Genomic DNA, 25117 nt, shown 5'->3' with positions numbered 1-25117 from the left:
AAGGGTATCTTCTACTCATCCCAAACGAGAGGACAAAGATGCAAACTCACTCTATTTCAGATCAAACAGGTTCATTAATAAGTTGGATCACTAAAATTTTCCTGGCCTTAAACTTGGCGGTGTATGCCGGATTTACTGTGGCCTTCCTTCTATTTCCGGTTCCTTTAGCGAATGCAATCGGTTATACAATCCATTCCAGCGGGGCTCTTGCCGATTTCAGGGCTATGTATTCCGGTTTATGTTTCGGGGTCGGGCTTTTAGTATATTATGGTTTAATAAAACCAGAATTCAAAACCCAGGCCATTTTTCTTTCCGTTGCGAGTGCGGCGGGATTGTTTGTAGCAAGATTATATACTCTTTTCTTGGACGGACCAGGAAACGAATATATCTACCTAAGCATGGCTACTGAAATTGTTTCCGTATTTTTAGGTGTTTGGCTTTTAAGAAAAAATTAAGGCAAACGAAACATTCTCCGGAAATAAAAAAGGCGGGTCCAAGCCCGCCTTCTCTTTCTAAGCAGAAATGAAGCTTAAGGTTTGATCTTCTTGATCAATTTCAGATCCGCCTTGCCGAATACTGCGATTTCCGTTTTTCCGGAACTTTCTTCCTTGCCTGTAACGTAAATTTTTTCACCGAAGAAGGTCACATTGGAGTTCGGGCTGATCTCCTCTTCACTTCCAGCAGTTTTCTTTAAACCTTTGTCGTAACGGCTTAAATAGTATTTTCCGTTTCTTTCTTCAAAGGCATAGATCTCGTCTCCTTTAACGATCATTGGAGAACGCCAGAATACCGAATCTGCAGACCAAATCGCAGGCTTTAAGGTTTCCTGATCGATCAGTATAAGTTTATGAGCCGCGGAGTGATCAGACTCGTAACCTACTACGAGTGCTTTTCCATCCACTACTTCGAATGTGCGTCCACAAATCTTATTGAAGTCTCCTTTAAAGATCGTATCATCTTGAGTAGGATCTAATGCATGAAGCTCGTTGCTATAATGTCCATCTGAAGTATACTTTAAGGTTTTTAGGAATAGAATTTTTCCTCCGACAACGTTCTTGTCGAATTCTTCTTTTTTCTTCTGCTCTTCTTTAACTGTTTCCAGTTCCTTTTTAGTTTCTTTCAGCTCTTGTTTGAGTTCTTCTTTGGATTTTTTATCATCCGACTTTGCGTCTGAGCTCTTTGAGTCTCCGGAAGAAGAACTTTTGGAATCGGAAGAAGATGAGGAAGACTTAGAATCCGATTTACGGGATTCTTCTTTTTTAGCAATGTCCTTCTCTTTTTCCTTTAATTGTTGCTCTTCTTTTTTGGCCTTTTGTTGTTCTTGTTGAGCCTGTTTACGTTCTTCTTGTTTTTGAGTGATCTTTTGTTTGTTCTTAACAGGATCCTTATTTAGTTCCTGGATCTCTCTTTCTGCATTCCTTTCTTTGTTGGATGCTTCTTCTTGTTTTTTTCTATTCTCTTCTTTTTTGTCCTGGAGTTTACGTTTCTCTTCTTCGGCCTTATCGTTCTGAAGGTCGTTCATTCTTTTTTTGTCGTCTTGGCCTTCTTTCTTTTTGTCCAGGTCCTTGTTGACTTCTTTCTCTAACTCATCCGTATCCAGATCCTTTCCGTCATCGGAAAGAACGTTAAATACGATAGGGATTACGATCTGAGTTTTTCCAGGCCATTCCGTATAACGTCTACCGATACCGATCTTGTCACTTTGCGCGTTTTTCACAACTTCAGTATTGTATTTACGTTTAACATAATCCGCACCTTTACGATGGATCGCGTTATAATAAAGTATATAAGTCGCTAATGTATCCGAGTTAGCTTCGGAGTATCCGAAATTCGCTTTCACATATCCGGAAAGGATCCTTTGGATAGAGTTGATATGTCCGTAGTCCGCGTCTTTACCGATGCTGATCAGATCAGCTCCGAATTTTTTTTCTTTCTCATCTGGAAGAATACGAATCGCAGTGATTCCATCTGCAGAGGCAGGAGATTTAGGATCCTTTTTTAATGCATCAGAGATCCCTGCACCGGTTCTCGCGTTACTTCCTTTTGTCTCTTCGTCTGCTCTCGCGGCAGATCTGTTGACGAAGTTCACTTTTCCGGAAGAACGAACTTCCTTTTCTCCAAGTTTAGGCCCCTCTTGGGCGAAGATCGGAAAGCTAAAACTTCCGAGGAAGATTAGAAATACGGCCAGTCGAATCCGTGACATTATGGAACTCCTTAGAAATACGAATCCCCCTAAACAGGGAGAGACGATTGGCTATCTTACGATTCTAGATAGGACTCTGCCAAGGATTTTTCGATTCTTCTCGAATGTAGGAACAGTAAGAAGTTGCCTCCCGAGACCTGATTTTTACCCTAACCTCATGAGCAAATTTGAGCGCCGAATCTACAATTTTTGCGCAGGTCCTGCGATGTTACCTACTCCAGTCATGGAGAAGGCAGCTTCCGAGTTTCTGAACTACCGCGGGTCCGGTATGTCCATTATGGAAGATAGTCATAGGGGAAAACTTTTTGAAGAAGTCCTGGATAGATCCCTTTCCTTGCTCAAAGAATTATTATCTGTTCCGGAAAATTACGAAATTATGTTTCTTTCCGGAGGAGCTAGCCTTCACTTCTCCGCCCTGCCCTTAAATCTTCTGAAAGATGGAGAATCCGCTGATTTTGCAGTCACAGGTATCTGGGCTAAGAAGGCTATGGAAGAAGCTCTTAGATTCAATCCCGTCAAAAAAATCTATGACGGAGAAGATCATAAGTATACCGAGTCTCCCGAACTAAACGACTCCATGGTAAATCCCGGAGCCGCTTACGTATATATCACTTCTAATAATACTTTATTAGGAACTCGTTATGCAAATATTCCGAATATCACGAAGGCCCCCCTTATCGCGGACATGACTTCCGAAATTCTATCCAGAAAAATAGATATAAGTAAGTTCGGAGTGATATTTGCGGGAGCACAGAAGAATATCGGACCTTCCGGTTTAAGCGTCCTCATCATTCGTAAAGATCTACTCCGGCGCTCCGGTAGAACTGTTCCTATATTGATGGATTATGCACTGACTGCAAAAAATAAATCCATGTATAACACTCCTCCTACATATTCCATCTATATGGCTAAGCTTGTATTTGAATGGCTGAAAGATCTAGGCGGAGTGGAGAAGATCGAAAAGATCAATGAGGAGAAGGCCAAGATCCTATACGATTATTTGGATACCACTTCCTTCTATAATGCTCCGGTAAAACCGAATTCAAGATCCGTAATGAATGTCGTCTTTACTCTGCATGACAAAAATTTGGAATCCAAGTTTTTGGCGGGAGCAGAAGAAAAGGGACTCCATGGTTTGGAAGGTCATAGGTTAGTTGGTGGCTTAAGAGCTTCTATCTATAATTCTATGCCTAAAGAAGGTGTAATCGCCTTAGTCGAATACATGAAGGAATTCGAGAAGAAGGTTTAGATCTTCTAGGAAAATAGAATGAAATACATTCTTCCGGTCCTAATATTTCTTTATGCGGGTATCGCTCAGATATCCGCTTCTCCTTTATTTTTCCCTACAAAACTGAAGATAGGACATTGTTTATCCCAAGGCGGGAGCTATAAAGAGTTAAAAGAATTTTACACTTCTAAACTTTCTCCGGAAGAACGAACCAAGATTGCAGAGAATCTCGCCTTACAAGAAGCAAAATCCGCTTACCAAAGTTTGGAATGTATCCGTATGTCCGGACTAACTAAGGAAGAAAAAGAAACCTTACTCTCCGACCATTCTCATCATAGAGAAACCAAAGAGCTTATGTTTTCTTATTACGAAAACTTTTTACTCTCTGACGAAAAGACAATTCGCCTATCCGCATATGAAGAAAAGACTCTGCGTAGTTTTTTAGAGGCTAAAAAGGAACTTTTGGCAAGGTTACATCAGGCCGAATACCAATCCCTGACCGAAAAACTTCTTCCATTATCCACTTTCCAAAATACCTATATGGCCCTTTTCTTCCAACATTGGGAATTCTACCAGACCGCTCCCGATTTCCTGAAAGAAGGACTCTTCGATTAAGAATCTTTTCCTTATTTTCCGATCCTTGCTGTAAATTGCTTGAATCGGAGAATTCTCGTAGGTACGGTACCTTTAGAACATGAAAAAAATTGGCATCGCTTCCGATCACGGCGGATTCGAACTCAAAGAATACCTTCGCAAAGAATTGGCGGACTCGATTGAGATCCTGGATTTCGGCACAAAGGACGAAACCTCTGTAGATTACCCTTTAGTAATCGCAGACGCTTGCAAAAAAGTACTCTCCAAAGAAGTCGATGGATTGATCGCACTTTGTGGAACTGGTATCGGAGCTTCTATCGCAGCAAACCGTCATAAAGGGATCAGAGCTGCTCTTTGCCATGATGAATTCACTGCAGAAATGTCTCGTCGCCATAACAATGCAAACGTATTGGTATTAGGCGGAAGAGTTTTAGGGAAAGACCTTGCGGCCCGCATCGCCCAGAAATGGCTGACTACTTCTTTTGAAGCTGGACGCCATGAAAGAAGAGTGGGTCAGTTAGACACCATCGTTTAAATCACGGAACACCTTTTTAAGAATGCGAAACAAGATCCTTTATCCGGTCTATCTCTTAGGTTTGGTCGGTCTTGTTTCCTTTTTCTCCGGTTCTATCTCAGCCGAATCCAATTCATTCTCCTTAAGTGCATTCGTTTTAAAATACGTTCGTTTGGGAAGTACTGAAAACGGAGCCCCCAAATTAGAATTAAGCCCCCGTGATCGTAAGGAAGGTTCCGATCTATTCTTAGATTTTGAGGAGAAGGAAGCTTCGGACTTGAATGATAAGGCAGGCGGTTACAGAATATTATCTTCTTCTTATCTTCCAGATTCAGCCAAGGCACATTCCGGAAAAAGATCCGCAGGTTTTGTCGGTAAAAGATCCGGAATCAAGGTTTCGGGAAAAACAAAAGGAATACTCACAAGTCCAGATATCAAAGAAGAATTTTATATCTCCTTTTTTCTATTGCCTGGAAACCTAGACAAGGAAGCCGTTTTACTTTCCAAAGATTTGTATACGAGAGGGAAAAAATTCGGCTGGGATCTTAGGATCAAAGATGAAATACCAATATTAGAATTTCGTAATTTCTTTCAGAAAGCGGATAAAACCCATTTATCTCTAAAACTTGCAGGAAACTATAGACTTTCTAGATCCGATTGGAATCATTTTATCATCCACTTCAAACCTGCGCAAAGAGAGATCGTATTATATATCAACGGAAAAGAAACGGACAGGGCCTCTATCTCTTCTAAAGAACCTATAATCCGGATCGGATTCCATCCGGAAGATAGCACACCATTCAAGATCGGGGAAAGTTTTTACGGTTGGTTAGATGACTTTTTCGTCTCCAAAGGAAGCCCGGATCCGGAAACCTTATCCACTCAGTATGATGGGCAAAAATACGATCCATCTTCCTTTACGGCAGATGCAAAATTCGGGACCGCAATTTCTTCTGTTTATAAAACCAAATTTTCCAATTCTTTGCCGGAAGCAGTATTATTAAAGGCGAATGTGCCTAAATCTTCGGTACTCGAACTATATTTCAGATCTTCTCCTAAAATTTTTTCCAAAACGGAAGAATCTCCCGCCTGGAGATCAATCGATCTCAGAAAGATAGAAGAAGAATTTAAAGAAGATGATCCATACAGAGAAACTGAAGAAGAAAGCTCTCCTAAAGGAAAATCTTCCAGTTATCGTATTCCTCTAGATAAAGTTTGGGGAAACAAACTCTCTTATTTCAAATATTACCAGGTAAAAGTAAAATTTAAAACAGATTCAGCCTCTAAATCTAGTCCTGAATTAGAAGCATTAACTTTTTCTTATAGAGAAACTGTTCCTCCAGTCAAACCCGCGGGATTAAAAATAGTAAACTTTGACGATTATGATCCCGAAGCACACGGTCCTCGGGTTTGTTTGAGCTGGACCCAAAATCCGGAAAGGAATGTACAACAAAAAGGCGGCTATGTCATTCATTACGGAGTTGGTCCGAATCGTATGGTTGGGATTTTAAAAGGTACCAGCAAAGAACTGGAAAAAGGAAAAATGCCAGTCCTCTCCACCAAGGGAAAAACCAAACATCCTATGAGTGAGTATTTGGATCCTATCTTGGGGGATGATTCTACTTGTCCTAAAAGAAACGATATGAGTGGTCCTAAACTTTGTCAGTGTATAGACAATCGACTCATTTCTTTGAATGCAGAAAAACCGGAAGAGAATGATGACGAGGACGAGAGCCTTAAATCTAAAAAGAAAAAAAAGAAACCTCGTAAGGATCCTTATGATAAAAAACTTTTATTCTTCCAAAAGGGACTCACGTATTATTTCAAAGTTGCTGCTTTTAACTCGGTTTACGATCCGGAGAATGGCCCGGACCAACTCAGCCCTTTAAGCGACCCCGTCGAGGTCTATTTCCTGAGCGAGTAGTATCTTTACTAGATTCTGCTCTTTCCATTTAGGATTCGTACACAAGATCCCGTCCAGATCCGCCAAAGAAGCGGTTGCGATCTCTAACCATTCTTTCCATTCCAGATTTTTCGAGGAAGAAAGTCGTATCGCAAGTGAGATTTCTTCTTTTCTAATGGTGAGAAAATCCAAGAAAAGATTTTTAGATTGGGTCCAAATGATCTCTCTCGTTAAAGGATCCGATTCTTTTGCAAGAACAGAATCCAAACTTGGAAGAGCTAAGACAAAGATATGATTTTTTTTAGTAAGTGATTCGATCGCATTCGAAACAGAGCGACGAGAAGTGGAATTTCCGAACACTAATTCCCTAAAACAATCGGAAGAGACTAGTAATTTCAAATTTTCGCTTCCGGATAAATTTTAGACAATTCTCTCAACGCTTCTAATCTCTGATATGAATCGGATTTAAAAACTTCATTCCTAAAACAGGAGCGAAGCAACTCGGAAGCGGAGAGGTCTCTTTTTTCCGCCTCGGTCCTTAATAATTCGAATTCTTCCTCGGTGAGGAGCATCTGAAATCTTCTTTCGACACGGGCCATTACTCCTCTTCTTTCAGTTCCTTTTCGTTTTTCAAGTAGGTTCCGTAATAAATTTGAGAATCTAGTATCTGTCCCAGGTTTTCGTAAATGGCGGCGATATTATAATTTGCCTGGTTCAAACGAAAATCATGCTTAAAAGACTTCTTAAATAGCTGAATTGCCCGGTCTTCCCTGCCAGCATACCATTCTGACATCGCCCATAAAAAGGTCCATTTTCCCAAATCAGGATCCCTCGGGCTTACCTTCCCTAAATAGCCCACATTCTCTTCGAAAAGGCTTGCCGCTCGTAAGTAATTGTCTCGGATCTTTCTGACCTTCTCCATTCTGGAAAACACATCCTCCGAATGACCAGGTAGTTCCAAGTCTGCTCTCCAAAAAAGTGCCCGTGCAAGAAAGAGTTTATAGACCAGCTCGTTCGGATTTTTTTTGACGTATTCCTCTAAGAAAGGAAGGCTCTCTGCCTCTTTTCCACTTTGGTGAAGAAGTAAAACTTTTTGTTTTGCAGCCTTATTCCATTCTCTTCTATTTTCTTCCTGAGAATAAGCAGAAGACAAACTGAAACAGGTCAAAAGGATAAAACAGAAAGCGCGCATTTCAGATTAGATCTTATTCGATTTAAGAAAATATCAAATATATGTGTATAAATTTTTTCCGTTTTCCGGATAAGGGAGTGGAGTGATCTTATACTCTTTCCCGATAGAATCCAAAATCATTTTGAGTTCCGATTCTCTTTCCTCTCTGGACAAAACGAAAATTTCGGAAGGAGAAACTCCGAAGCCGTAATCTTCCGCTCCAAGTCTAGGTTGGACCTCCTCCAGGACGTCCTTCCTCCATTTGTCTATGGATGAATAATCCAAGTCGCCTGTACATTTAATCTTGTACAGATTACATCTACTTCTTTCTCCGTGAGTTGCCCAACGAAGAAGTAAAAATTGTATCTGAACTAGATCCCTTTTATCCTGGATAGCATGAGAAGCCTGCTCTATCTCTAATTGCAAAAATGCGTCTTCCACAGGTTCTATGGAATTTTCCACATTATCCCTGATCTGTTCCGCTAAATTATTATTAGGCGGATCCGGGAACATCAGGAAGAATCTAAAATCTAAACCTGATTTGAAAAGTGGAAAGGAAATAATCCTCATCACTCCGTCTAGATCCGCAGAGTCGAATTTTTTACGGAAGAAATGATCATTACGTCTTTCTTCCGTAACATCTATGATAGAAACATCACCCATTTCTTTTCCTAAGAATTGGTCCCCGTATAAAAAGATCATATTCTGACGGCTATAGGGTTGTAAGCCGTAAGACACAACAGGAAGATAGGCTCCCCTTCTTCTATCGTAAAAATGAATACTAAAAGATTTTAGATGAAGAGAAGAAAATATCGTTAGATAATATTTTAATAAAGAAGAAACTGGAGAGTCCAATCCCTGATGAATTTCGTCTAAAACTTCTAAAATTTTTCTTTTTTCACGGATAGGTTGTTTATCTAACCAAGTCCTGAATTTTTCGGAAAGAGGAAGTTCTTCATTCGGGTCCGTTTTGCGAATTCCCCACCAAGCTCTTGCCCACAGGAAAAATCTAGATTTATGTTGAGGAGCAAGACCTCTCGCAGCCTTCAAACCGATTTCAGCAAGTCCAGTCACTCTGAGCGCTTTTGCTAAGAGTCCTGAATCCTTAGGACGATCCGAAATTTCTATAGCAGGGATTTCAGGGGAAGTTGATTTTACCTTTTCCACCAACCTTGCTAGTTCATCTGTGAAGATAGAGTCTCTTTTTTTCTGCAGAGCCTCCGGCATTTCCACAACGGATACAGCAGAAGGAGCGGATACAACTTCTCTTTCAATATGGATCGGTTCCTTCTTCTCTCTTAAAAACTTAGGAGTTAAAAAAGAATCTCCAGGCAGATCGAAGGGCAGGACATAGAATGTACCACTTGCAGTAGGTTTAGTCTCCAAAACGGGAGGAATGGTTACAATCTCCGGAACTTCCGGTAACTCGGGTAATTTTGCAGCTTCGACCTGTTTAAAATTAGTCTCTTCTATCCTTTTAGAAAGAATTTGGATAAGATTAGATACATCTGCTTTTGCATAAGAAGAAGAGGACTTACTTTTTCGGACCAAAAGGATACACGCATCCAAAAGGAATAATAATCCGAAAAAGACAGGAAATAATATTAGGAAAATATTACGTTCAAAAGGAACTAATAGCAAAATCCCTTGGATAAAACCTATCTTATCATCCGGATAAAATGCGTAATAGGCTCTATATAATTTATCTCCTAGACGAATTTCTTTGAAGTCATTTCCTCCGTCCTTCATTGACTTTAGAACTTCTTCCGAAATTTTTCTAGGATCCGTTTTGTCCCCTTTTTCTTCCCAATCTTGGAATATACCTAATCTCGGTTCCGGGACAAAATATTCCGTTTTATCATCTAAGGAAATTTTAAATTTTTCCTTATCTAATACAGCAAGCACCGCGATTGATTTTGAGTATAAAGGAACAAATAGAACCGGCTCATTCTCCAGAGAAAGAAAACGACTAGTCTTTCCTTCCCAGGCTTGGGATAATAAGTATCTTTCCTTATCTCCTGAAAATTCCAGGTTCGGGGTATTTTTAAGATTCGGATCCCATGATAAAAAGTTTTTTACAGGAAGGAATAGATTATTCACATCCAATTCTTCCGGATCTGATTCTCTGATCTTTTTTTCTAACTCTAAGATCTCTTTATTAAAGGAAGAAAATACGGACTCCAATCTAGACTTATAAAAAATCCCCGAAGGAAAATACGGTTCTAAAAGAAGTATTGAAACGGAAAATATAAAAGATAAAGCGAGTATAAGTCTGAATTTAAAGCCGATCATTTTGTCTTTTCCCTAAATTGTCCGAGCAAACGAATCAGCTCTGTTTTTACTTTGATCACTTCTTCTCTTTCCGAAAAACGATTCTCCATTCGAATGGTGAATAATACTCTAGAAGCTAGTATCCCACAAATGAGAGAGACTAAAGAAATTCCGAAAGAACTCAGTATCAATAACAACTCTTCTGCTCTTGCCTTTCTAGGTTGTGAAAGAAAAATTTCTAGATCTTCCGCGATTATTTTTTCCCAAACAGGACGGACTAAAATATTCTGGGACTTGGAATTTTTATCCAATAATGCATGTATCATCGCCTTGGATTCTTCTGAGTTTGAAACTTCAGTAGTATCAGGAAGTAATGTACTATTAGGATTCAGATTGGTTTCTAAAAGTTCGGAATCTTCTTCCTTCTTCTTATACACCCAATATAAAATTCCTTCGGAGAAATCCCTAGGTAAAAAAGATTTTTTAGAGCCGCTTACCTCTTGGATGATCTTATCTCCATCTTCCTTTAAGATTTGAAGATATAGGTCTCCGACAGAATTTCTGTATAATAAAAACCCATCCGTATCTTCTACCCAACCCGCTTTTGGTACCTGCATTCCGAGTAGTCTGAGTCCTTTATGAAATCCTGGCCCCTTGGAATCGGAAGAATACATGGTCCTAAAATTATAATCATAAATCCGGATCTGTTTTAATTGGATGGAAGAGCTGAAAAGTTTTCCCAAAACTTCTGCATCCTTGTCGGTTTCAGGTTTGGGAAATTCTCTCATCAAATATTCGAATCTATAACCTAGATCAAAGTATTTGTTCTGAAATCTCTCTAGGATGGAGTCTAGGAAAGATTCCTTTTTCAGTTTAGGGTACAAACTAAGAATTTGAATAGGAGAGAAGAAAACCGCGTCCTTCCATGCGCTCGGGAAAAAAGGGATGGAAATCAATACGATACATAGCAGTATCAGAGATAGAATTCGAGATCTTTTGCTATGTTTGCGCGGGTTCACCTTTCTAGTATCGGCGATTCCGTTGTAAAGAATCAGTCTAATTCAATGGGTTAATCGGCACTTCTCGGACCAATAAAATGATATTTTATGTATTTATAGACGGGATAGGCTTTGGGGAAAACGATCCGGATAAAAATCCGTTCTCCAAGTATGCGAAAGGGATTTTTCTACCTTTGGGCGGCAAAGCTATCCCGGACGATTCTCCCTCCCGTGTCCAAGAGCTCACCTACCTTAAAACGGACGCGAGTATGGGAATTAAAGGGCTTCCCCAAAGCGCAACAGGACAGACCTCTCTTTGGACAGGAATTAATGCCTGCCAGGTGTTGAACCGTCATATGAGCGGGTTTCCTACATTCACCTTAAAACGTATCATCGCAAAATATTCTATTATCCGCATCTTGGAAGAGAACGGATTTAAAGCGGACCTATTGAACTGCTATACTCCTGGATTTGCAGAACATATAAAAAAAAATCCTAGACATGTATCCGCTTCTACTCTCATTCAAATGGCAGCAGACAAACCTTTAAAAGATATGGATGATTTGAGAGAAGGCAAAGGTCTTTATATGGACATCAGCCGAGATTTTCTCAGAAAGTTTGGAAGAGATTTTATAGATAAGGATGATCCCGTTTTAGAAATCCAAGATCCGTACAAGACCGGGAACGAGATCATTCCAGCCATGAAGGATCACACATTATGTATTTATGAATACTTTATCACAGATAAGGTAGGTCATAAGATGAACTGGAAAGGTGCCGAAAAATGTATCTCCGACTTAGAGAATTTTTTACTCGGAGTTTTAGATGCGATGGATCCGGAACAAGACCAACTTATTGTAACCTCGGATCACGGAAATCTCGAAGATTTAACGGTAGATGTGCATACCGTAAACCCGGTACCAACCATTCTGTACGGTAAATTCACAGAACAAATGAAGGACAAGATCCACGCTTTGAAGGATATCCCCCATGCAATCTACGATTGTTTAGGGCTGCAGATCCAAATGTCCGAACAAGAATTCGTTCAGACATCCTCTAATTAAAATTTCTTAATATTTCCAGTCGTCGTCTTGGCGGTCGTCGTCGCTTTGTTTTGCTTTTCCGCCACCTTCTCCGTCCTTGTATCTCAGGTCATCTTCGATCTGATCCAAGGCTTCCTTCTTCCAGGTAGCAGATTTTTTTCCTACAGGACTATCAGGATTTCTGTCCGCAGATTCTTGGAAAACCGCAGCTGCTTTCTCATACTTTCCGCCTCTGAAATAGATGGTTCCCTTTCTAAACATAGCAGCTTGGTCCAAAGTTCCGTCTGAGTTTTCAAGGATTTTGTTCAGGTATTGAATAGCTTGTTCGGATTTTCCCAAAGCATCGTAACTTTCTGCGATATAATACCAAGCTTGTTCTCTAGCTCTTTCGCTAACACCTATGTCCAAAGCCTTTTTCAAGGTTTCAATCGCAGAGTAATATTCTTTACGTACATATAATTCTCGTCCCTTCTCTAAGAGTCCGGAACGGAATTCCTTATCTACAGCGACCTTGTCAGGATCGAAATATGCATCGGACTGTACATAGTCTTCATACACATCGTAAGCGGACCAATCTTTGCCCATTCTACGTAAAGATTTTCCCCATCTGACTCGGGCTTTTACGTTTTCAGGATCTTCTTGTAAGGCCAATACATAGTTCTTTCTAGACTGATCGTAATTGCCTTTTTTCATATAATAGTCAGCAATTGCGGATAACGCGTTAGATCTGAGCTTATTATCTCCGGAAGTTCTAAGAACTTCTTCCAAATGACCCTTACCTTCTTCGTCCCTGTTTAGTAAAAGGAGAAGGTTCCCGAGTCCATAGGCAACTCTGGCCTTCTCCTCGCGAGCAAGACCTTCTTTCTGGTTCAGCTCTCTAAAGATACCGAGGGCTCTCATTTTATCTCCGGTTTTGTCCAGAGCGGTTGCCAGGTCGTATTGAATGCGGAAAGCAACATCCGAACTCACATCTTTGGAGGATAATTCGGCAAAAATATCCAAAGCTTTTTCGGAAGATTTAGGATTGGAATGTTTTAAAAATTCCTCTCCCTCTCTCACTTTTTCCAAGATTCCTTTGTTTGTGGAATCCGTATCTTGGATCACCGCAGTGTAAATCCCTGTAAGAAGACCTGCGCATACGAATAAAAATCCCGTGACTAATATGATGGAACGGTTCATCTTCTTCCTCCGCCGATCCGGGCCAGACATTGTTTGGTCCAGAACTCGGTTCGTTCCGGATTATAGTTCTTTGTATCTTTTTGTACGAAGAACTTTAGAGCTTTATTATATTCGCCCTTTTTATAAAAAGACATCCCAAGGAAAAACTTGGCCTTTCCCCTGATATCGATATCGTTTGAACCAGCATAAGCAGCCAACTGTTTTACCGCTTCTCCATATTCGTTTTTCCAATATGTCGATTTTAATACACGGTCTATTTCTTCTTCGCTTGGTTCTTCCTGTTCAACGATCAGCGGTTGTTTTTCGTCGTTTTGAACATTCTGATTATTCTGGGGATTGTTATCTTCTTCTTTCGGTTCGTTTTTGTTAGGTTTATCGTTCTCAGCAGTTTGAGTATTATTATCTGCCGGATCGGATGCTCCACCGATCGCAACGAAAGATTGGTCCTGGGTCAGAGTAAAATCTTCCAGATCTCCTCGTTTGACAGTAACACCAAAATACATCGTTCCAGTGTATGGTTTCATCTTAACCATAACGTTAGTATCTGGATGAGAAACTTCTCCGAGTTTTCTAACATTACCGCCTAAGAAAGTAGAAACTCCTCCGGACAAAGGTTTGCCTGCTTGGTAGATTGAGTAAACGGTATTTTCGTCAGCACGATCAGGAGATTTCCAATCTAAACGAACTCCTCCATCGACCACACTCGCATTTAAATCCTTCACGTGCATTTCATCGTACGCGAATTGAGGATTCGTTACTACGTCACCTTCTTTCGGAGGCTTTCTTTTGTCTTGATCGTAAACATAGAACTGGCGAATGAAGGATTGGTTTTGAACCAAAGGCAAAACTTCTTTCAAACCTTGTTTTACGGAAACACCATAGTAAAGAGTTTGGGACTTGGTCAGATCCTGATCCAAGAAAGTATTTTCCGGATGAGAGACTTCTGCTAACTTCTCTGCTTTTCTCATCAATGTCATACTGGACATTGGTTCCGCGGATTTATATATAGTGTAAATAGTTTCGCCTTGAATTCCTTTAGGATAAGGTTCCCAAGAAATACGAAGAAACTGACCTTCTCTTTTTACCGAGATATCAGTGACTCTAGCGTTATCCGAAAGATACTTCTGCTCTTCAGGTGGAGGCTGATTCGTATTCGTAGCGGGCGGAAAATTATTCTGAGTATTGGTCGGAGGAAAATTATTTGTCTGAGGCGGCGGATTATTCTCTATCACGATCGGAATGGTAGTGTAATTACGATTCGCGAGTAATCTTACATCCTTCTTCCTAACATGATGAGCTAATACAACTGCGTAATAATAAGTTCCCGGTTTCAGATTATAATCGTAAATCTGATTCACACCGTTAGCAACACCGCTTGGAAATTTTCCTAAAGAGTCAGAAATATAACATTTTTCCGGACTATCAATAATAGAAGAAGAACGAGCTACGATAATCTCGCCCGTCTCCCTTGGAGCTTCCCAAGTAATACGAACAGATCTACCGTCTTTTAAAACTTCCACATTGATGGAATTGGCAACACTCGAATTCTCATTGTCCAGACGAAGGTCCTGGGCATAGATAGATTGTCCCAATGCCAAAAGGAAGAATATTGATAGGATCCTGAGTCGAATTTTCATCTGGAAATAAGGTTCCGAATTAGATTATCGGTTGCTACAATGCAAATTTTTACTTCGGTTTTTAGGAGAAAGTGGGGAAAATAATATAAAATGCGTAAGATACAAAAACTTCGCCTTTCGGTTTGGTCTTGACTAATGAAAGCATTCATAAGACATAATACGACTTCCGGCACTTAAATGATCGATATAGAATATTATTACGACCCAGAATATCAGAATTTTCTCCTCTCTAGTAAGAGACGTGAGCTTACTCCTCCGGAAACCGTTTTGAAACATTTTTCCCTGAAGGATGTGCAGAATATCGTAGATTTCGGGATGGGCCTGGGTTTCTGGACCGAAACTCTTCTAAAATCCATCCACAAAGAAGGCTGGGTCTGGGGTGCGGAATGTAACCAGGACTTCTTGGACGAAGTACTACATTGGAAAAACCGAGAAGACATCCAAAGATTTACTCCTTTTTATATGGAGAAGGCGGATCGTCCCTTATTGCCGGAGTGGATCCCTGTCCCTGAGATCATCTTTGCCTCATTAGTACTTTCAACTTTTGCTGACCCCGGCCAAGCAATGGACGGACTAGTTCGTTCCATGAAGAAGGGCGGCAAATTAATCGTCTTGGACTGGGTCAAAAACGAATACCCTATCGGGCCTAGGATCAACGACAAGATCTCTTTAGATAAGATGAAGTTCTTAGCAGAACAGTATAAATTAGAAATTATTAAAACTGTACGTATCAGCGAAAACGTATACGGATTAGAGATCCAATCCGGTCCTGAATTTGAATACGGTTATTACGATCTAAGAGAAGAAGAAATGTATTCGGAAGAATTGATCCGATCTTAAAAGAACGATTTTAAGAAAATAGATCCTTAAAATCGTTCTTACATATTATTTTAAGAGAGTATTACTTAAAGTTTAGAATTTTATGAAATCCCAATATTCTGCAAACGTAAACGAATGATTCTTTTTTAACTATCCGATCAACCGATTGCGGCCAGGATCCTTGCGGACACCTTGCCTTCTTTATCGGCGACATCTGGGAGATATTCTCCGATCTCTAAGGTCAAAAATTGACCCGGGCTTAAACTTTTCAGATCGCTTTCAGGGATCACAGCTTTTAGATAATTGTCGGTGACCGCAATCCCGCCATTTTCCAAAACTGCCTCTCTCTTTTTAGAAAACTGGCTTTCTGCATATTTGCGATGTAGCCTCTGAGAAAGATCCATTAGAGAATGGACCCTTTCTTTTTTGGTTTCTTTGGAAACTGTTTCTGGAAATTGCTCCGCAGAAGTATTTTTCCGAACAGAGAATGGAAACGCATGTATTTTAGAAAAACCTAATTCTTCCAGAATAGAACAAGAATCTTGGAAATCTTGTTCTGTTTCCCCCGGAAAACCAACAATCACATCCGTTCCTAAAAAAAGATCCGGAACTTTGGATTTAGCAAGTTCTATTCTTTTGCGGAAAGTTTCAGGATTATAACTACGTTTCATTCTTTTTAGGATCTCTTTACTTCCACTTTGTAAAGGAACATGTAAGAATGGAGTAAATCTAGGATGTGTAAGAAGTTCCGCAAGTTCCACACCTACATCAGGCGGTTCGATAGAAGAAAGTCTAAGCCTGGAATATTCTAATTTGTTTAAGATGGCTTCGAGCATTTTAGGAAATGCCTTTCTGCCTTCTCCGTCCCTATACCATCCCAGGTTCACACCTGTAAGTATGATCTCTCCTACCCCATTGTCTTGTAAGAAGGAAACCTGATCTAGTACATCCGTCCAGTTTCGGGAGACACCCTTACCTCTTGCTTGAGGAATTTTGCAATAAGAACATTGGCGATCACAACCATCTTGGATCTTTAGATAAGCTCTGGTATGTCCATTAGGTAAAACATCGGAATACGCAAATCGGTCCGAAACAATTGGAATATGAGAAGAATCCGCGCCTTCTTTTTCCAGGATCAATCTAGGTAGATCGGATTTGTTCTCGTTACCGATCACACCCGCAATCCCGGGAATGGATTCGATCGATTCTTTATCGGTTTGTGCGTAACATCCTGTTACCCAAACCTGAGCACCAGGATATCTTTTGATCGCATTTCGAATAATATTACGATTTCTTGAATCTGCCTTATTAGTGACGGTACATGTATTAACTACCACCACATCCGGAACGTCTTCTGCACTAGCTACAGAATACCCGTGTTTACTCAAAGAAGAGAATAAACCGTCCGACTCAAAAAAATTGAGCCTACAACCTAAGGTATGGAATAATACCTTTTTTTCACCCGGCGGAAAGGGCATTGATCCTTGCCTCTATTCTTCTGATATTACCTTTTATTTTTTCGTCGTCCGGTTTTAACTTGAGTGCGGATTCCAATTGTTCTTTAGCATTTCTCAATTGTTCGAGGGCCTTTTTAACATTCCCTCTTTTTGCTTCTTGGTTTCCCGCTTTTTCGTAAACTAATCCAAGGTTGTTCAACACATTCGGATTATTCGGAACTAAAGACTGAGCCCATTTTAAACTGACTTCAGCCTTTTCTGCGCTTCCTAAATAAAAATAAACCTGAGCTTCCAAAACGAGAGGACGATAATCATTCCCATCTTCTGCTTTTAGTTTTTCAATGATATATAATGCTTCTCTCGCTTTACTATTATATAATAAAGCAGTCGCGTATAATAATCTTACTTCTCTATTCTTAGGATTGGATTGGTAAGAATTATAAATGATCTCTAACGCGTCGGAATTCCTACCTGCTTGGATCAAATATCTGGCAAAATCCAAACTAACAGCGGGATCCCCAGGTTTCAGTTTTAATGCTTCGGACCAATGAGTGGCTGCGGATTTATTTCTTCCCGCATTATAATGACAGAAGGCCGCCAGGTAATGTGTCTCGTAGGATCTTTTTCCTTGTTCGTGAAGTACACGAATGATCTCGAGCGCCTTTTCAGAATTTCCTTTTTGGAATTCTTCCAATGCTGTTTGGTAATCCGGTTCGCTCTGAGCGATAATATTCCCCGCGGAAAAAACAAATAGTATCAGTGTAAGTAGGAGTATTTTTCCTTTGTGCATCTTTTGGTCACTTTTTATAGGCGGGAAAAATTTTAGGTGGGGACCCCCATTGATTTTGTATTTAGACAATCAATTAGGGAATGAAATGGCTCCACCGGGTCGATGAAAACGATTATACTCGGATACCGTATAGAAAGGAAATGTTCTATTCTTTCCTCAGATACGATCTGAAAATCCCCGGTTTCCAAAACTGGTAAACCGTCCAAGTTTCTGTAGATCTCGTATTCCTCTTGATCGAGGAAATCAGTCAACAGCATATAACCGGATCCGAAGTAGACCCCGCCTTGGAAGTAGTATTTGTAGAGGACGCGTACCTCGGGAAGAAATAAATCAGGCTGGAAAACACATAGAGAAATTTTTTCAATCCCTGCGACGGTTCTGATCTTACGGAGATGGAACCATACCTTACGGACTAAAAGGTAAAGGAGCACAAATATAACGGGAATCAGGTACGGCATACACCCTCTCCAAATAAAGTCTCCCTTTTTAGATCAAAAGCCCCCTTTCGTTTCCTAAGGGGGCAAAAATCTTTTACACTAGCGCAGGCTCTTCGGAACGCTCCGGATTGTTCGGAGAACTTCCTCCGTCGGAACCTTGATCTGCAGGTTTATAATCTGCCCAAACTTCTTCCAAGAAGTCCAGTTTACCTTCTTTGAAAGCAACTGTGATCTTGGTAGGCTCTTTATAAGCACCTTTCAAGGTTTGGACTGCCATATAATCTTCTAGCTCACGTTGGAACACTCTGCGTAATGGACGCGCTCCGAACTTCTCGTCGTAGCCAATATCCATGAAGTGGTCCTTCGCTTCTTGAGTCAGGTCTATCTTGATCTTCTTATCCAATAATCTCTTATTGGTATCTTTGATCATGATATCCATAATCGCCATAAGCTCTTCTTTTCTGAGAGGTTTGAAGTAAACTACTTCATCCACACGGTTCAAGAACTCTGGGTTGAAATGTTTTTTCAACTGCTCACGAGCTTGGTCTGACTTATATTTATCCTCTTCTCCGGAACGGTCCTCGAATCCGAGTCTTACACTGCTCGAAATTTCTTTGGCGCCGATGTTCGAAGTCATAATGATAATCGCGTCCCTGAAGTTTACCTTACGACCTTTGGTGTCGGTTAGGTTCCCTTCTTCCATTACTTGGAGAAGAACGTTAAAAATATCATGGTGAGCCTTTTCGATCTCATCCAATAGAATGATGGAATACGGTTTTTTACGCACGAACTCTGTTAATTGTCCGCCATCATCGTAACCAACATAACCTGGAGGAGCTCCAATCAATCTGCTGACGGCATGTGGTTCCATATATTCGGACATATCCACACGAAGCATCGCATCTTGGTCTCCGAATAAGAACTCAGCCAATGCTTTAGCAAGCTCGGTTTTACCCACACCTGTAGGTCCGAGGAAGATAAAGGATCCAGTAGGTCTACGCTCTGCTTTGAATCCAGTCCTAGCTCTACGAACGGATTTTGCAATTTTTTCGATCGCTTCATCCTGACCGACAACTCTTAATTTAAGTTCTTCTTCCAAACGAAGAAGTCTTGCAGACTCGTTCTCTTCCATTCTTTGTAATGGAATTCCGGTCCATTGAGAAACCACGGAAAGAATATCGTCTTCGTCGATGGAAACTGCGAAATCATCCAGTTTCTCTTGCCAAGATCTGATCTTTTCCTCCAGAACTTGTTTCTTACGATTTACTTCGTCACGAACTCCAGCAGCTTTTTCATACTCTTGAGAACGAACCAAATCTTCTTTCTTTTGAGAAAGTGATTTGATCTCTTCTTCTAAATCTTTTACTGCTTGAGGACGAGCGCAATTTGCAAGTCTTGCTTTTGCTCCCGCTTCGTCGATGATGTCGATCGCCTTGTCAGGTAGATATCTATCATTGATATATCTATGAGATAATCTAACAGCTTGGTCCAAAGCTCTTTCGGAATAACGCACCTTGTGGTGAGCTTCGTATGCTTTTTTCAAACCGGTGAGGATTTGGATAGCATCGTCTACAGAAGGTTCTGCAACTTTTACGACTTGGAACCTTCTTTCCAATGCGGAATCACGCTCAATATATTTGCGGTATTCAGTACTGGTAGTAGCTCCGATACATTGCAACTCACCTCTTGCAAGCGCAGGTTTTAGGATATTTGCGGCATCTACCGCTCCTTCTGCTGCTCCCGCTCCGATCAGAGTATGCAACTCGTCGATAAATATGATGATATTATTAGAAGAAGAAATTTCTTTCATGATCTTCTTTAATCTTTCTTCGAATTCTCCGCGATACTTGGTTCCTGCAATCAAGCTGGCCAGATCCAAGGAAAGTACACGTTTTTCGAAAAGTAGATCCGGAACATTCTTCTCTACGATCGCAAGTGCAAGTCCTTCTACGATAGCTGTTTTACCAACTCCAGATTCTCCAACCAATACAGGGTTGTTCTTTGTTTTACGAGAAAGGATTTGGATCACCCGTTGGATCTCGCTCGATCTACCTACAACTGGATCCAGTTTTTTATCTCTGGCTAGTTGAGTAAGATCCCTTGCAAACTCATCCAAGATTGGGGTTTTCGTTTTTTCTGCACGAGGTGTTCCTGGCTGAGCGGTTGGCTGGCTAGAAACTCCAACTGTGCTTGTAGGAGGAGCGCCTAATAAACGTAAGATCTCTCCTTTGATCACATTATAATTCACGCTAAAGGAGTATAACGCTCCGCCGGCGATATTATTATTATCCCGCAGTAATGCTAGAAGAATGTGCTCCGTTCCAACATAGTTGTGCTTAAGACGTTTGGCTTCTTCCTTAGAGAGTTCGATAATTTTTTGGTATCGATCCTGTCCTTGGGCCATGTCCATCAACAATGTGCCGGAGTTCTCCCTGGTCCTGCGTTCCACTTCTTTACGAAGTTCGTTCAGGTTAATGTTCAGGTTATTCAGTATTTTTATCGCGACCGAATCTTCTTCCTTTAACAATCCTAATAAGATATGTTCAGGGCCTATAAATTCGCTACCAAGACGTTTTGCTTCGTCCTGCGCGATCTCGTTGATTACTCGTTTTGCTCTTTTAGTAAATTCCAACATAATTGCACGCCCTTCCTGATGGGTTCTGTAGGTTAGACTGTATTCGCATCCAATTTCCAACTGGGAGCCGGAATCTCCCTTAAAGAATATATCGGACTAGTTAACCAAAAAGGATTACGGGGCAAATGAGGCTTTTGTCCCTTCTTTTCCGCTTATTACCAGTAAGGCTAAATACGAAACCAAATTGAAAAAGGAATTTTTTCTATTTGGGCCGAAATTTTTTCGGAAAAAAACCAATCTGCCCTTCAATTCTTCCCGATAGAAGCCCCAGTCCGTAGGCAGTCTGAAATCCCTTAACTCTCCCGAGTCCGCAAGTCTTGCCGGAATGGAAACAGAAAGTTTGTCTCCAAAACCGGAATTGGTAGGACAGGAATTGATAAATCCGATCCCTTTTTGAAAATCAAACTTATCTTCCGCCTCGAATTTCGTTAAAAAATCGGATTTTAAGACAGAGTTTAATTCAAGTAGGGAATCGGTCACACATTCCCAGCGAATATGATCCTCGTCTCCCATTACTAATGTCCCCGAATTCCAGGGAATTCTTTGTTTTAATTCTAGGATCGGTAGTTTTTTCCCGGAATTTAGATCCTCTGGCAGGGAATCATTCTCTTCTAGAAACGAATATAAGAACTGGTCCGTTTTTTCGGTACGTTTGGTATAGGTAGAATGTTTTGGATTTCTAGCAATACGGAACCTATATGTAAACGGTAAGCCCTGAGAATCTATATAAGACAAACCTTCTTCCCATTTTTTTTTTCTGAATTTTTCCCAAGTCTCAATTGCAGGAAAATGAGAAGGCGGTTCCCAATCGGAAGGTGCCTGGATCGGAATAAACTTGGTATATTCTTCTCCCAAAAATTGGATACAATGAGCACATCCAATCTTTCCCCGATTTTTCCAGTCGAGAAGGGATAAGCCGCAATAAATACAGCCATCCATAACTATTTATACCGTCTGCGGGACCGAAGCGGCTTGAAGTTTTCCTTGGAAGATCTGGTTTCTTTTATGGGCAAGCGCTGCCAGTTCCATATCGTGAGTCACAAGTATTAGACTGAATCTAAGGTCCTTTTGTAATTCTTGGATTAGACCCATTAGATTTCTAGAATTCTCTCTATCCAAGTTTCCCGTAGGCTCATCTGCTAAGATTAGTTTTTTTCCTGCAACAAGTGCTCTTGCCACGCCTACTCTTGCACTTTCTCCTCCAGACAACTGAGAAGGATGACTGTGGATTCTTTCTTTCAATCCTACTTTTTCCAACATGGAGATTGCTTCTTTCTCAGCTTTAGAGGTAGAATAACCTTTAATCAAAAGTGGAATGCTTACATTTTCCAAAGCAGAGAAGTCGGGAAGGAGAAGATGATGTTGGAAGATAAATGCAATCTTTTCAGCACGGAAACTTTCCTTTCCTTTTTCATCCAAATTACTTAGATTAATACCACAGACTTCGACTTCTCCTGAATCGAAACTATCCATCGTTCCTAATATGTTTAGAAGAGTGGATTTTCCGATCCCGGATTTTCCTTCGATGGAAAAAATTTCAGCTTCTTCCACGTCCATATCCAATCCATCCAAAACGGAAAATTCTTTTTCCAGGATATGATACTTTTTAACCAGATTTCGGATTTTAATAATGCTCACGTTAGTCGTTCCTTATGGTGTCGACAGGATTCAAACTCGCAGCCCATCTTGCGGGGAAGTATCCGGCAATCCCGGAAAGTATCGTAGCAGCAGTGGTAACCATAAAAATAAAAGGTATATTAATATCCACAGGCAGTTTATCGAAATAATAGATCCGTTTAGGAACTAACTCCACAGGTGTCCAATCGGAACCTGTGAAAGAAAGTCCCACCATATTAATGATTTCTTCTATATAACCAATTATGCTATCGAGGGAGTTTGCTAAAAATATTCCAGTAACTCCCCCAGTCAAAGAAGCCAAAATTCCAACAAGCATTGCATTCAACGTAAAAATGAGTAGAATATCGGAAGCAGGAAGTCCTAAGGCTTTAAGAACACCTATAGACTTTCGTTTTGCGCGCACCAAAGAATATACGGATGCGACCATTCCAAGAGCTGCTAAGATAATAAATAAGAAAACGATAATAGAGATGATCGTCTTTTCCAATTGCAGGGCGGCTAATAGATTTTCCTGTTCTTCGGCAATCGTTCTCACGGATAGCGAAGAAGCGACATCCACTTCTTGTTCGAATTCTAAGCTATTAAAAAGTTTGTACAATTTACGTTTACTGATCGCAAGGTCATCCAAAGATTTTGCTTTAATCGTGATCTGATTTACAGAATCTTTCATTTTGAAAAACTTCTGAGCCACCGGCAATGCCATGTAAACAAAACTGGAATCGAACTTATAATTCCCTGTTTTAAAAAACCCGGAGACTCTGAAATTTTGAACGCTTACTTCTACTCCTTTTCCAAGAGAAAACCTTCCCCCAGGAACCGCTAAAGTAAGTTGTTTCCCCAAACTGAAATTATAAAGATCCTCCATCTCTTTTCCCAGTATGATATAGTTCTCTCGGTTTAAATGACCAAGCTCTTCTCTATCGTAATGAACCACTCTTGGGAAGTTATGAAGTTTATTTTCTATTAACGCGTCTACGTTTGGAACCGCGACTGCCTTGATAAGAACAGGATAAAATACGTTATATCTTTGGATAAGCCCATGACTTTGGATCCCACCCTCTACAGAAATAATCCTGTCTTTGAGCTCCGGATCCTTTTGTATGTATTTGATGATTTTTTGATAATCTCGGATCTCTCCGCCATTGGAACTGCTTTCAATTGTAATATGTTCTCCGCCTTGCCACAGGGATTCCTTAAGTTGCCTCTGGAATCCGTTGAAGATAGAAAGTACTACGATGAGCAGGGCGACTCCGACAGCCATCACGATAAACGAAATCCTGGACTTGATCGAAAGCAATCCTGTGACTCTGGATCCTCGAATATAGCGGGAAGTTAGAAGTAGGATTAGGGGGGATCTATGAAAGAAGAAATTCATCAGTTGGGCGGGTGAAATTAAACATATCCGCAAATTTCCTTAGTTTGACAATTATAAGATTCCGATGCAGGATGTCAAAAAAAAGTCGATACCGATTTGGCCTCATAGTAGGATCGGTCTTTCATTCGAAATTTTATGCCATCCGAACAAGTATATTCCTTATTATTTCAGTCTAGGGACGGTGCTTCCTCTCTTTACATCTTATTTGGGGGAATCGTAGATCCGGTTTCCAGTCGGATCGATAGATTCGAGGTGGTCGCCGTTGGAAACAGCGAGTTGATCAATATTCCGTTATCCGGAACCACCTACAAAGACATCACCAATATCTGTCAAAAGATCAAATACGAAGGCAAACAACTTAAAAACCTTACCAATAAACTTCAGGAATTATTCCAGAATAGTGGTCGCTCCGACGATTTCATGGAGCAGCTCATTCATTATATCAATAAGCGTGAAGACGAAAAGATTAGATACCTGATCAACCAGATCCAAAACCAAGCAATGGGAAATTCCAAACCGGATATCAGTCTTTGGTATTCTCTAATCGATCGAGACAAGATAGATGAGGCAGGTTCCGGAAAATCTTCGTTTGAGACTTTAGATTCCGAAGAAGCTCATGAAGAATCTGCTCCCGAAGAACTTCCTACAATCCCGATCGGAGTCCCGACTGGAATAGATGCTTCCATTCCTCCGACTGCGGCAAGAGTTCAGTTTAAATTTATCCTTTCCCCTGTTTCCGGAATTCCAGTCAACCAGCTCAAGCCAGGTGACCAAATTGTTGTTCAACTCACAGGAAACGATCCTACTACTTTGGGAATCATAGATTCTATGAAACTCAAAACCGAAGACGGAAGTATTAAACCAATTCCAGCTACTGTTGTCGCAACAGAGAACAAGGGTGTGGAGAATGAAACCATAATCAAAATTGGAAACGATGTCTTCGGTAAAATTTACGAAGAAGAAAATTCCATCAAGGTAAGGCTTTACACTGGGGAAAAACCGGTCTCCTCCAAATCCGGCCAAACTTCCTCCGCAGCTTCCAACGCTTCCTTAGAAGCGGGAGAATCCAGTCTTCTTCTGACTGTATTGATCGCATTGGGAGTTGTGGGGATTGGAATGATTGCGATTTTTGTATTCTTACTTTAAGTGAAGTCTTTCTCTCATAACTTTTTGGATGGAGAGAATCCAGCTTAGTAAAATCATAGCCCTATCGACGGATTACGAT

At 40.6% G+C, this 25117-nt stretch carries 23 protein-coding genes; 8 read left to right on the top strand and 15 right to left on the bottom strand.

Annotated elements, in window-relative coordinates:
- Nucleotides 1-38: 38 nt before the first annotated feature.
- Entirely contained in the window at nt 39-455 is a 417-nt protein-coding gene (locus tag CH365_RS03280) for a DUF4345 domain-containing protein (RefSeq protein ID WP_100767182.1), read from the top strand.
- 74 nt (nt 456-529) lie between these two features.
- Here the strand turns inward: CH365_RS03280 and CH365_RS03275 are convergent, their stop codons facing one another.
- The gene (locus tag CH365_RS03275) at nt 530-2203 is read right to left on the bottom strand and encodes a P83/100 family protein (protein WP_100767181.1); all 1674 of its coding nucleotides are present in this window, start codon (nt 2201-2203) and stop codon (nt 530-532) included.
- A gap of 157 nt (nt 2204-2360) precedes the next feature.
- Between CH365_RS03275 and serC the strand changes: the two genes are divergently transcribed.
- From serC to CH365_RS03255, 4 genes are all read left to right on the top strand, one after another.
- Nucleotides 2361-3452, top strand: coding sequence for a 3-phosphoserine/phosphohydroxythreonine transaminase (gene serC, locus CH365_RS03270; protein ID WP_100767463.1), 1092 nt, complete (start codon nt 2361-2363; stop codon nt 3450-3452).
- Between the two features lie 18 nt (nt 3453-3470).
- A complete protein-coding gene (locus tag CH365_RS03265) occupies nt 3471-4046 on the top strand; it encodes a hypothetical protein (RefSeq protein WP_100767180.1) in 576 nt (191 codons plus the stop codon).
- 79 nt (nt 4047-4125) lie between these two features.
- Nucleotides 4126-4560, top strand: coding sequence for a ribose 5-phosphate isomerase B (gene rpiB, locus CH365_RS03260; RefSeq protein ID WP_100767179.1), 435 nt, complete (start codon nt 4126-4128; stop codon nt 4558-4560).
- 22 nt (nt 4561-4582) lie between these two features.
- On the top strand, nt 4583-6463 hold the full coding sequence (locus CH365_RS03255; protein ID WP_100767178.1) for a hypothetical protein: 1881 nt from the start codon (nt 4583-4585) through the stop codon (nt 6461-6463).
- On the opposite strand, the gene CH365_RS03250 is transcribed toward CH365_RS03255, so the two are convergent.
- The 5 genes from CH365_RS03250 to CH365_RS03230 are packed head-to-tail and all read right to left on the bottom strand — an operon-like array spanning nt 6425 to nt 10840.
- Entirely contained in the window at nt 6425-6841 is a 417-nt protein-coding gene (locus tag CH365_RS03250) for a hypothetical protein (protein ID WP_100767177.1), read from the bottom strand. The genes CH365_RS03255 and CH365_RS03250 overlap by 39 nt on opposite strands.
- Nucleotides 6838-7041 (bottom strand): CopG family transcriptional regulator, encoded by a 204-nt coding sequence (locus tag CH365_RS03245; protein WP_165782567.1) that lies wholly within the window; start codon nt 7039-7041, stop codon nt 6838-6840. Before CH365_RS03245 ends, CH365_RS03250 begins: the two co-directional genes overlap by 4 nt.
- Nucleotides 7041-7634 carry a tetratricopeptide repeat protein gene (locus tag CH365_RS03240; protein WP_100767176.1) on the bottom strand — a complete coding sequence of 198 codons (594 nt, stop codon included), beginning with the start codon at nt 7632-7634 and terminating at the stop codon, nt 7041-7043. The genes CH365_RS03245 and CH365_RS03240 overlap by 1 nt, the downstream gene beginning before the upstream one ends.
- A gap of 33 nt (nt 7635-7667) precedes the next feature.
- Nucleotides 7668-9905, bottom strand: a complete 2238-nt coding sequence (locus CH365_RS03235; protein ID WP_100767175.1) for a hypothetical protein — start codon at nt 9903-9905, stop codon at nt 7668-7670.
- A complete protein-coding gene (locus CH365_RS03230; protein WP_100767174.1) occupies nt 9902-10840 on the bottom strand; it encodes a hypothetical protein in 939 nt (312 codons plus the stop codon). Before CH365_RS03230 ends, CH365_RS03235 begins: the two co-directional genes overlap by 4 nt.
- Nucleotides 10841-10980: 140 nt before the next feature.
- On the opposite strand from CH365_RS03230, the gene CH365_RS03225 reads away from it, so the two are divergent.
- Nucleotides 10981-11946 carry an alkaline phosphatase family protein gene (locus CH365_RS03225; RefSeq protein ID WP_100767173.1) on the top strand — a complete coding sequence of 322 codons (966 nt, stop codon included), beginning with the start codon at nt 10981-10983 and terminating at the stop codon, nt 11944-11946.
- Between the two features lie 6 nt (nt 11947-11952).
- Here CH365_RS03225 and CH365_RS03220 read toward each other — a convergent pair whose 3' ends face one another.
- Nucleotides 11953-13104, bottom strand: a complete 1152-nt coding sequence (locus CH365_RS03220) for a tetratricopeptide repeat protein (protein ID WP_100767172.1) — start codon at nt 13102-13104, stop codon at nt 11953-11955.
- On the bottom strand, nt 13101-14741 hold the full coding sequence (locus CH365_RS03215) for a hypothetical protein (RefSeq protein WP_100767171.1): 1641 nt from the start codon (nt 14739-14741) through the stop codon (nt 13101-13103). The genes CH365_RS03220 and CH365_RS03215 overlap by 4 nt, the downstream gene beginning before the upstream one ends.
- Before the next feature lie 177 nt (nt 14742-14918).
- On the opposite strand from CH365_RS03215, the gene CH365_RS03210 reads away from it, so the two are divergent.
- Nucleotides 14919-15581, top strand: coding sequence for a class I SAM-dependent methyltransferase (locus tag CH365_RS03210; RefSeq protein ID WP_100767170.1), 663 nt, complete (start codon nt 14919-14921; stop codon nt 15579-15581).
- A gap of 137 nt (nt 15582-15718) precedes the next feature.
- Here the strand turns inward: CH365_RS03210 and mtaB are convergent, their stop codons facing one another.
- From mtaB to CH365_RS03175, 7 genes are all read right to left on the bottom strand, one after another.
- Nucleotides 15719-17038 carry a tRNA (N(6)-L-threonylcarbamoyladenosine(37)-C(2))-methylthiotransferase MtaB gene (gene mtaB, locus CH365_RS03205; protein ID WP_100767169.1) on the bottom strand — a complete coding sequence of 440 codons (1320 nt, stop codon included), beginning with the start codon at nt 17036-17038 and terminating at the stop codon, nt 15719-15721.
- Entirely contained in the window at nt 17019-17807 is a 789-nt protein-coding gene (locus CH365_RS03200) for a tetratricopeptide repeat protein (protein ID WP_100767168.1), read from the bottom strand. The genes mtaB and CH365_RS03200 overlap by 20 nt, the downstream gene beginning before the upstream one ends.
- A 32-nt stretch (nt 17808-17839) precedes the next feature.
- The gene (locus CH365_RS03195) at nt 17840-18265 is read right to left on the bottom strand and encodes a hypothetical protein (protein ID WP_100767167.1); all 426 of its coding nucleotides are present in this window, start codon (nt 18263-18265) and stop codon (nt 17840-17842) included.
- Between the two features lie 73 nt (nt 18266-18338).
- Nucleotides 18339-20879: an ATP-dependent Clp protease ATP-binding subunit gene (locus tag CH365_RS03190; protein ID WP_100767166.1), complete on the bottom strand. Its 2541-nt coding sequence runs from the start codon at nt 20877-20879 to the stop codon at nt 18339-18341.
- A 114-nt stretch (nt 20880-20993) separates the two neighbouring features.
- Nucleotides 20994-21818 (bottom strand): ATP--guanido phosphotransferase, encoded by an 825-nt coding sequence (locus tag CH365_RS03185; protein ID WP_208861152.1) that lies wholly within the window; start codon nt 21816-21818, stop codon nt 20994-20996.
- A gap of 6 nt (nt 21819-21824) precedes the next feature.
- Nucleotides 21825-22517, bottom strand: coding sequence for an ABC transporter ATP-binding protein (locus CH365_RS03180; protein ID WP_100767165.1), 693 nt, complete (start codon nt 22515-22517; stop codon nt 21825-21827).
- Nucleotide 22518: 1 nt separating this feature from the next.
- Nucleotides 22519-23892: an ABC transporter permease gene (locus tag CH365_RS03175; protein ID WP_100767164.1), complete on the bottom strand. Its 1374-nt coding sequence runs from the start codon at nt 23890-23892 to the stop codon at nt 22519-22521.
- 135 nt (nt 23893-24027) lie between these two features.
- Here CH365_RS03175 and CH365_RS03170 point away from each other — a divergent pair, with 135 nt between their 5' ends.
- The gene (locus tag CH365_RS03170; RefSeq protein WP_100767163.1) at nt 24028-25038 is read left to right on the top strand and encodes a hypothetical protein; all 1011 of its coding nucleotides are present in this window, start codon (nt 24028-24030) and stop codon (nt 25036-25038) included.
- The last annotated feature ends 79 nt before the right edge of the window (nt 25039-25117 follow it).

Source organism: Leptospira neocaledonica, from assembly GCF_002812205.1.
In the GTDB taxonomy this organism is placed as follows: Bacteria; Spirochaetota; Leptospiria; order Leptospirales; family Leptospiraceae; genus Leptospira_B; species Leptospira_B neocaledonica.
This window is presented reverse-complemented; position numbering and strand designations above follow the sequence as displayed.

Coding starts and splice junctions, on each gene's coding strand:
- CH365_RS03280 (WP_100767182.1), top strand. CDS start 39: ATGCAAACTCACTCTATTTCAGATCAAACAGGTTCATTAATAAGTTGG.
- CH365_RS03275 (WP_100767181.1), bottom strand. CDS start 2,203: ATGTCACGGATTCGACTGGCCGTATTTCTAATCTTCCTCGGAAGTTTT.
- serC (WP_100767463.1), top strand. CDS start 2,361: ATGAGCAAATTTGAGCGCCGAATCTACAATTTTTGCGCAGGTCCTGCG.
- CH365_RS03265 (WP_100767180.1), top strand. CDS start 3,471: ATGAAATACATTCTTCCGGTCCTAATATTTCTTTATGCGGGTATCGCT.
- rpiB (WP_100767179.1), top strand. CDS start 4,126: ATGAAAAAAATTGGCATCGCTTCCGATCACGGCGGATTCGAACTCAAA.
- CH365_RS03255 (WP_100767178.1), top strand. CDS start 4,583: ATGCGAAACAAGATCCTTTATCCGGTCTATCTCTTAGGTTTGGTCGGT.
- CH365_RS03245 (WP_165782567.1), bottom strand. CDS start 7,041: ATGGCCCGTGTCGAAAGAAGATTTCAGATGCTCCTCACCGAGGAAGAA.
- CH365_RS03240 (WP_100767176.1), bottom strand. CDS start 7,634: ATGCGCGCTTTCTGTTTTATCCTTTTGACCTGTTTCAGTTTGTCTTCT.
- CH365_RS03235 (WP_100767175.1), bottom strand. CDS start 9,905: ATGATCGGCTTTAAATTCAGACTTATACTCGCTTTATCTTTTATATTT.
- CH365_RS03225 (WP_100767173.1), top strand. CDS start 10,981: ATGATATTTTATGTATTTATAGACGGGATAGGCTTTGGGGAAAACGAT.
- CH365_RS03220 (WP_100767172.1), bottom strand. CDS start 13,104: ATGAACCGTTCCATCATATTAGTCACGGGATTTTTATTCGTATGCGCA.
- CH365_RS03215 (WP_100767171.1), bottom strand. CDS start 14,741: ATGAAAATTCGACTCAGGATCCTATCAATATTCTTCCTTTTGGCATTG.
- CH365_RS03210 (WP_100767170.1), top strand. CDS start 14,919: ATGATCGATATAGAATATTATTACGACCCAGAATATCAGAATTTTCTC.
- mtaB (WP_100767169.1), bottom strand. CDS start 17,038: ATGCCCTTTCCGCCGGGTGAAAAAAAGGTATTATTCCATACCTTAGGT.
- CH365_RS03200 (WP_100767168.1), bottom strand. CDS start 17,807: ATGCACAAAGGAAAAATACTCCTACTTACACTGATACTATTTGTTTTT.
- CH365_RS03195 (WP_100767167.1), bottom strand. CDS start 18,265: ATGCCGTACCTGATTCCCGTTATATTTGTGCTCCTTTACCTTTTAGTC.
- CH365_RS03190 (WP_100767166.1), bottom strand. CDS start 20,879: ATGTTGGAATTTACTAAAAGAGCAAAACGAGTAATCAACGAGATCGCG.
- CH365_RS03185 (WP_208861152.1), bottom strand. CDS start 21,818: ATGGATGGCTGTATTTATTGCGGCTTATCCCTTCTCGACTGGAAAAAT.
- CH365_RS03175 (WP_100767164.1), bottom strand. CDS start 23,892: ATGAATTTCTTCTTTCATAGATCCCCCCTAATCCTACTTCTAACTTCC.
- CH365_RS03170 (WP_100767163.1), top strand. CDS start 24,028: ATGCCATCCGAACAAGTATATTCCTTATTATTTCAGTCTAGGGACGGT.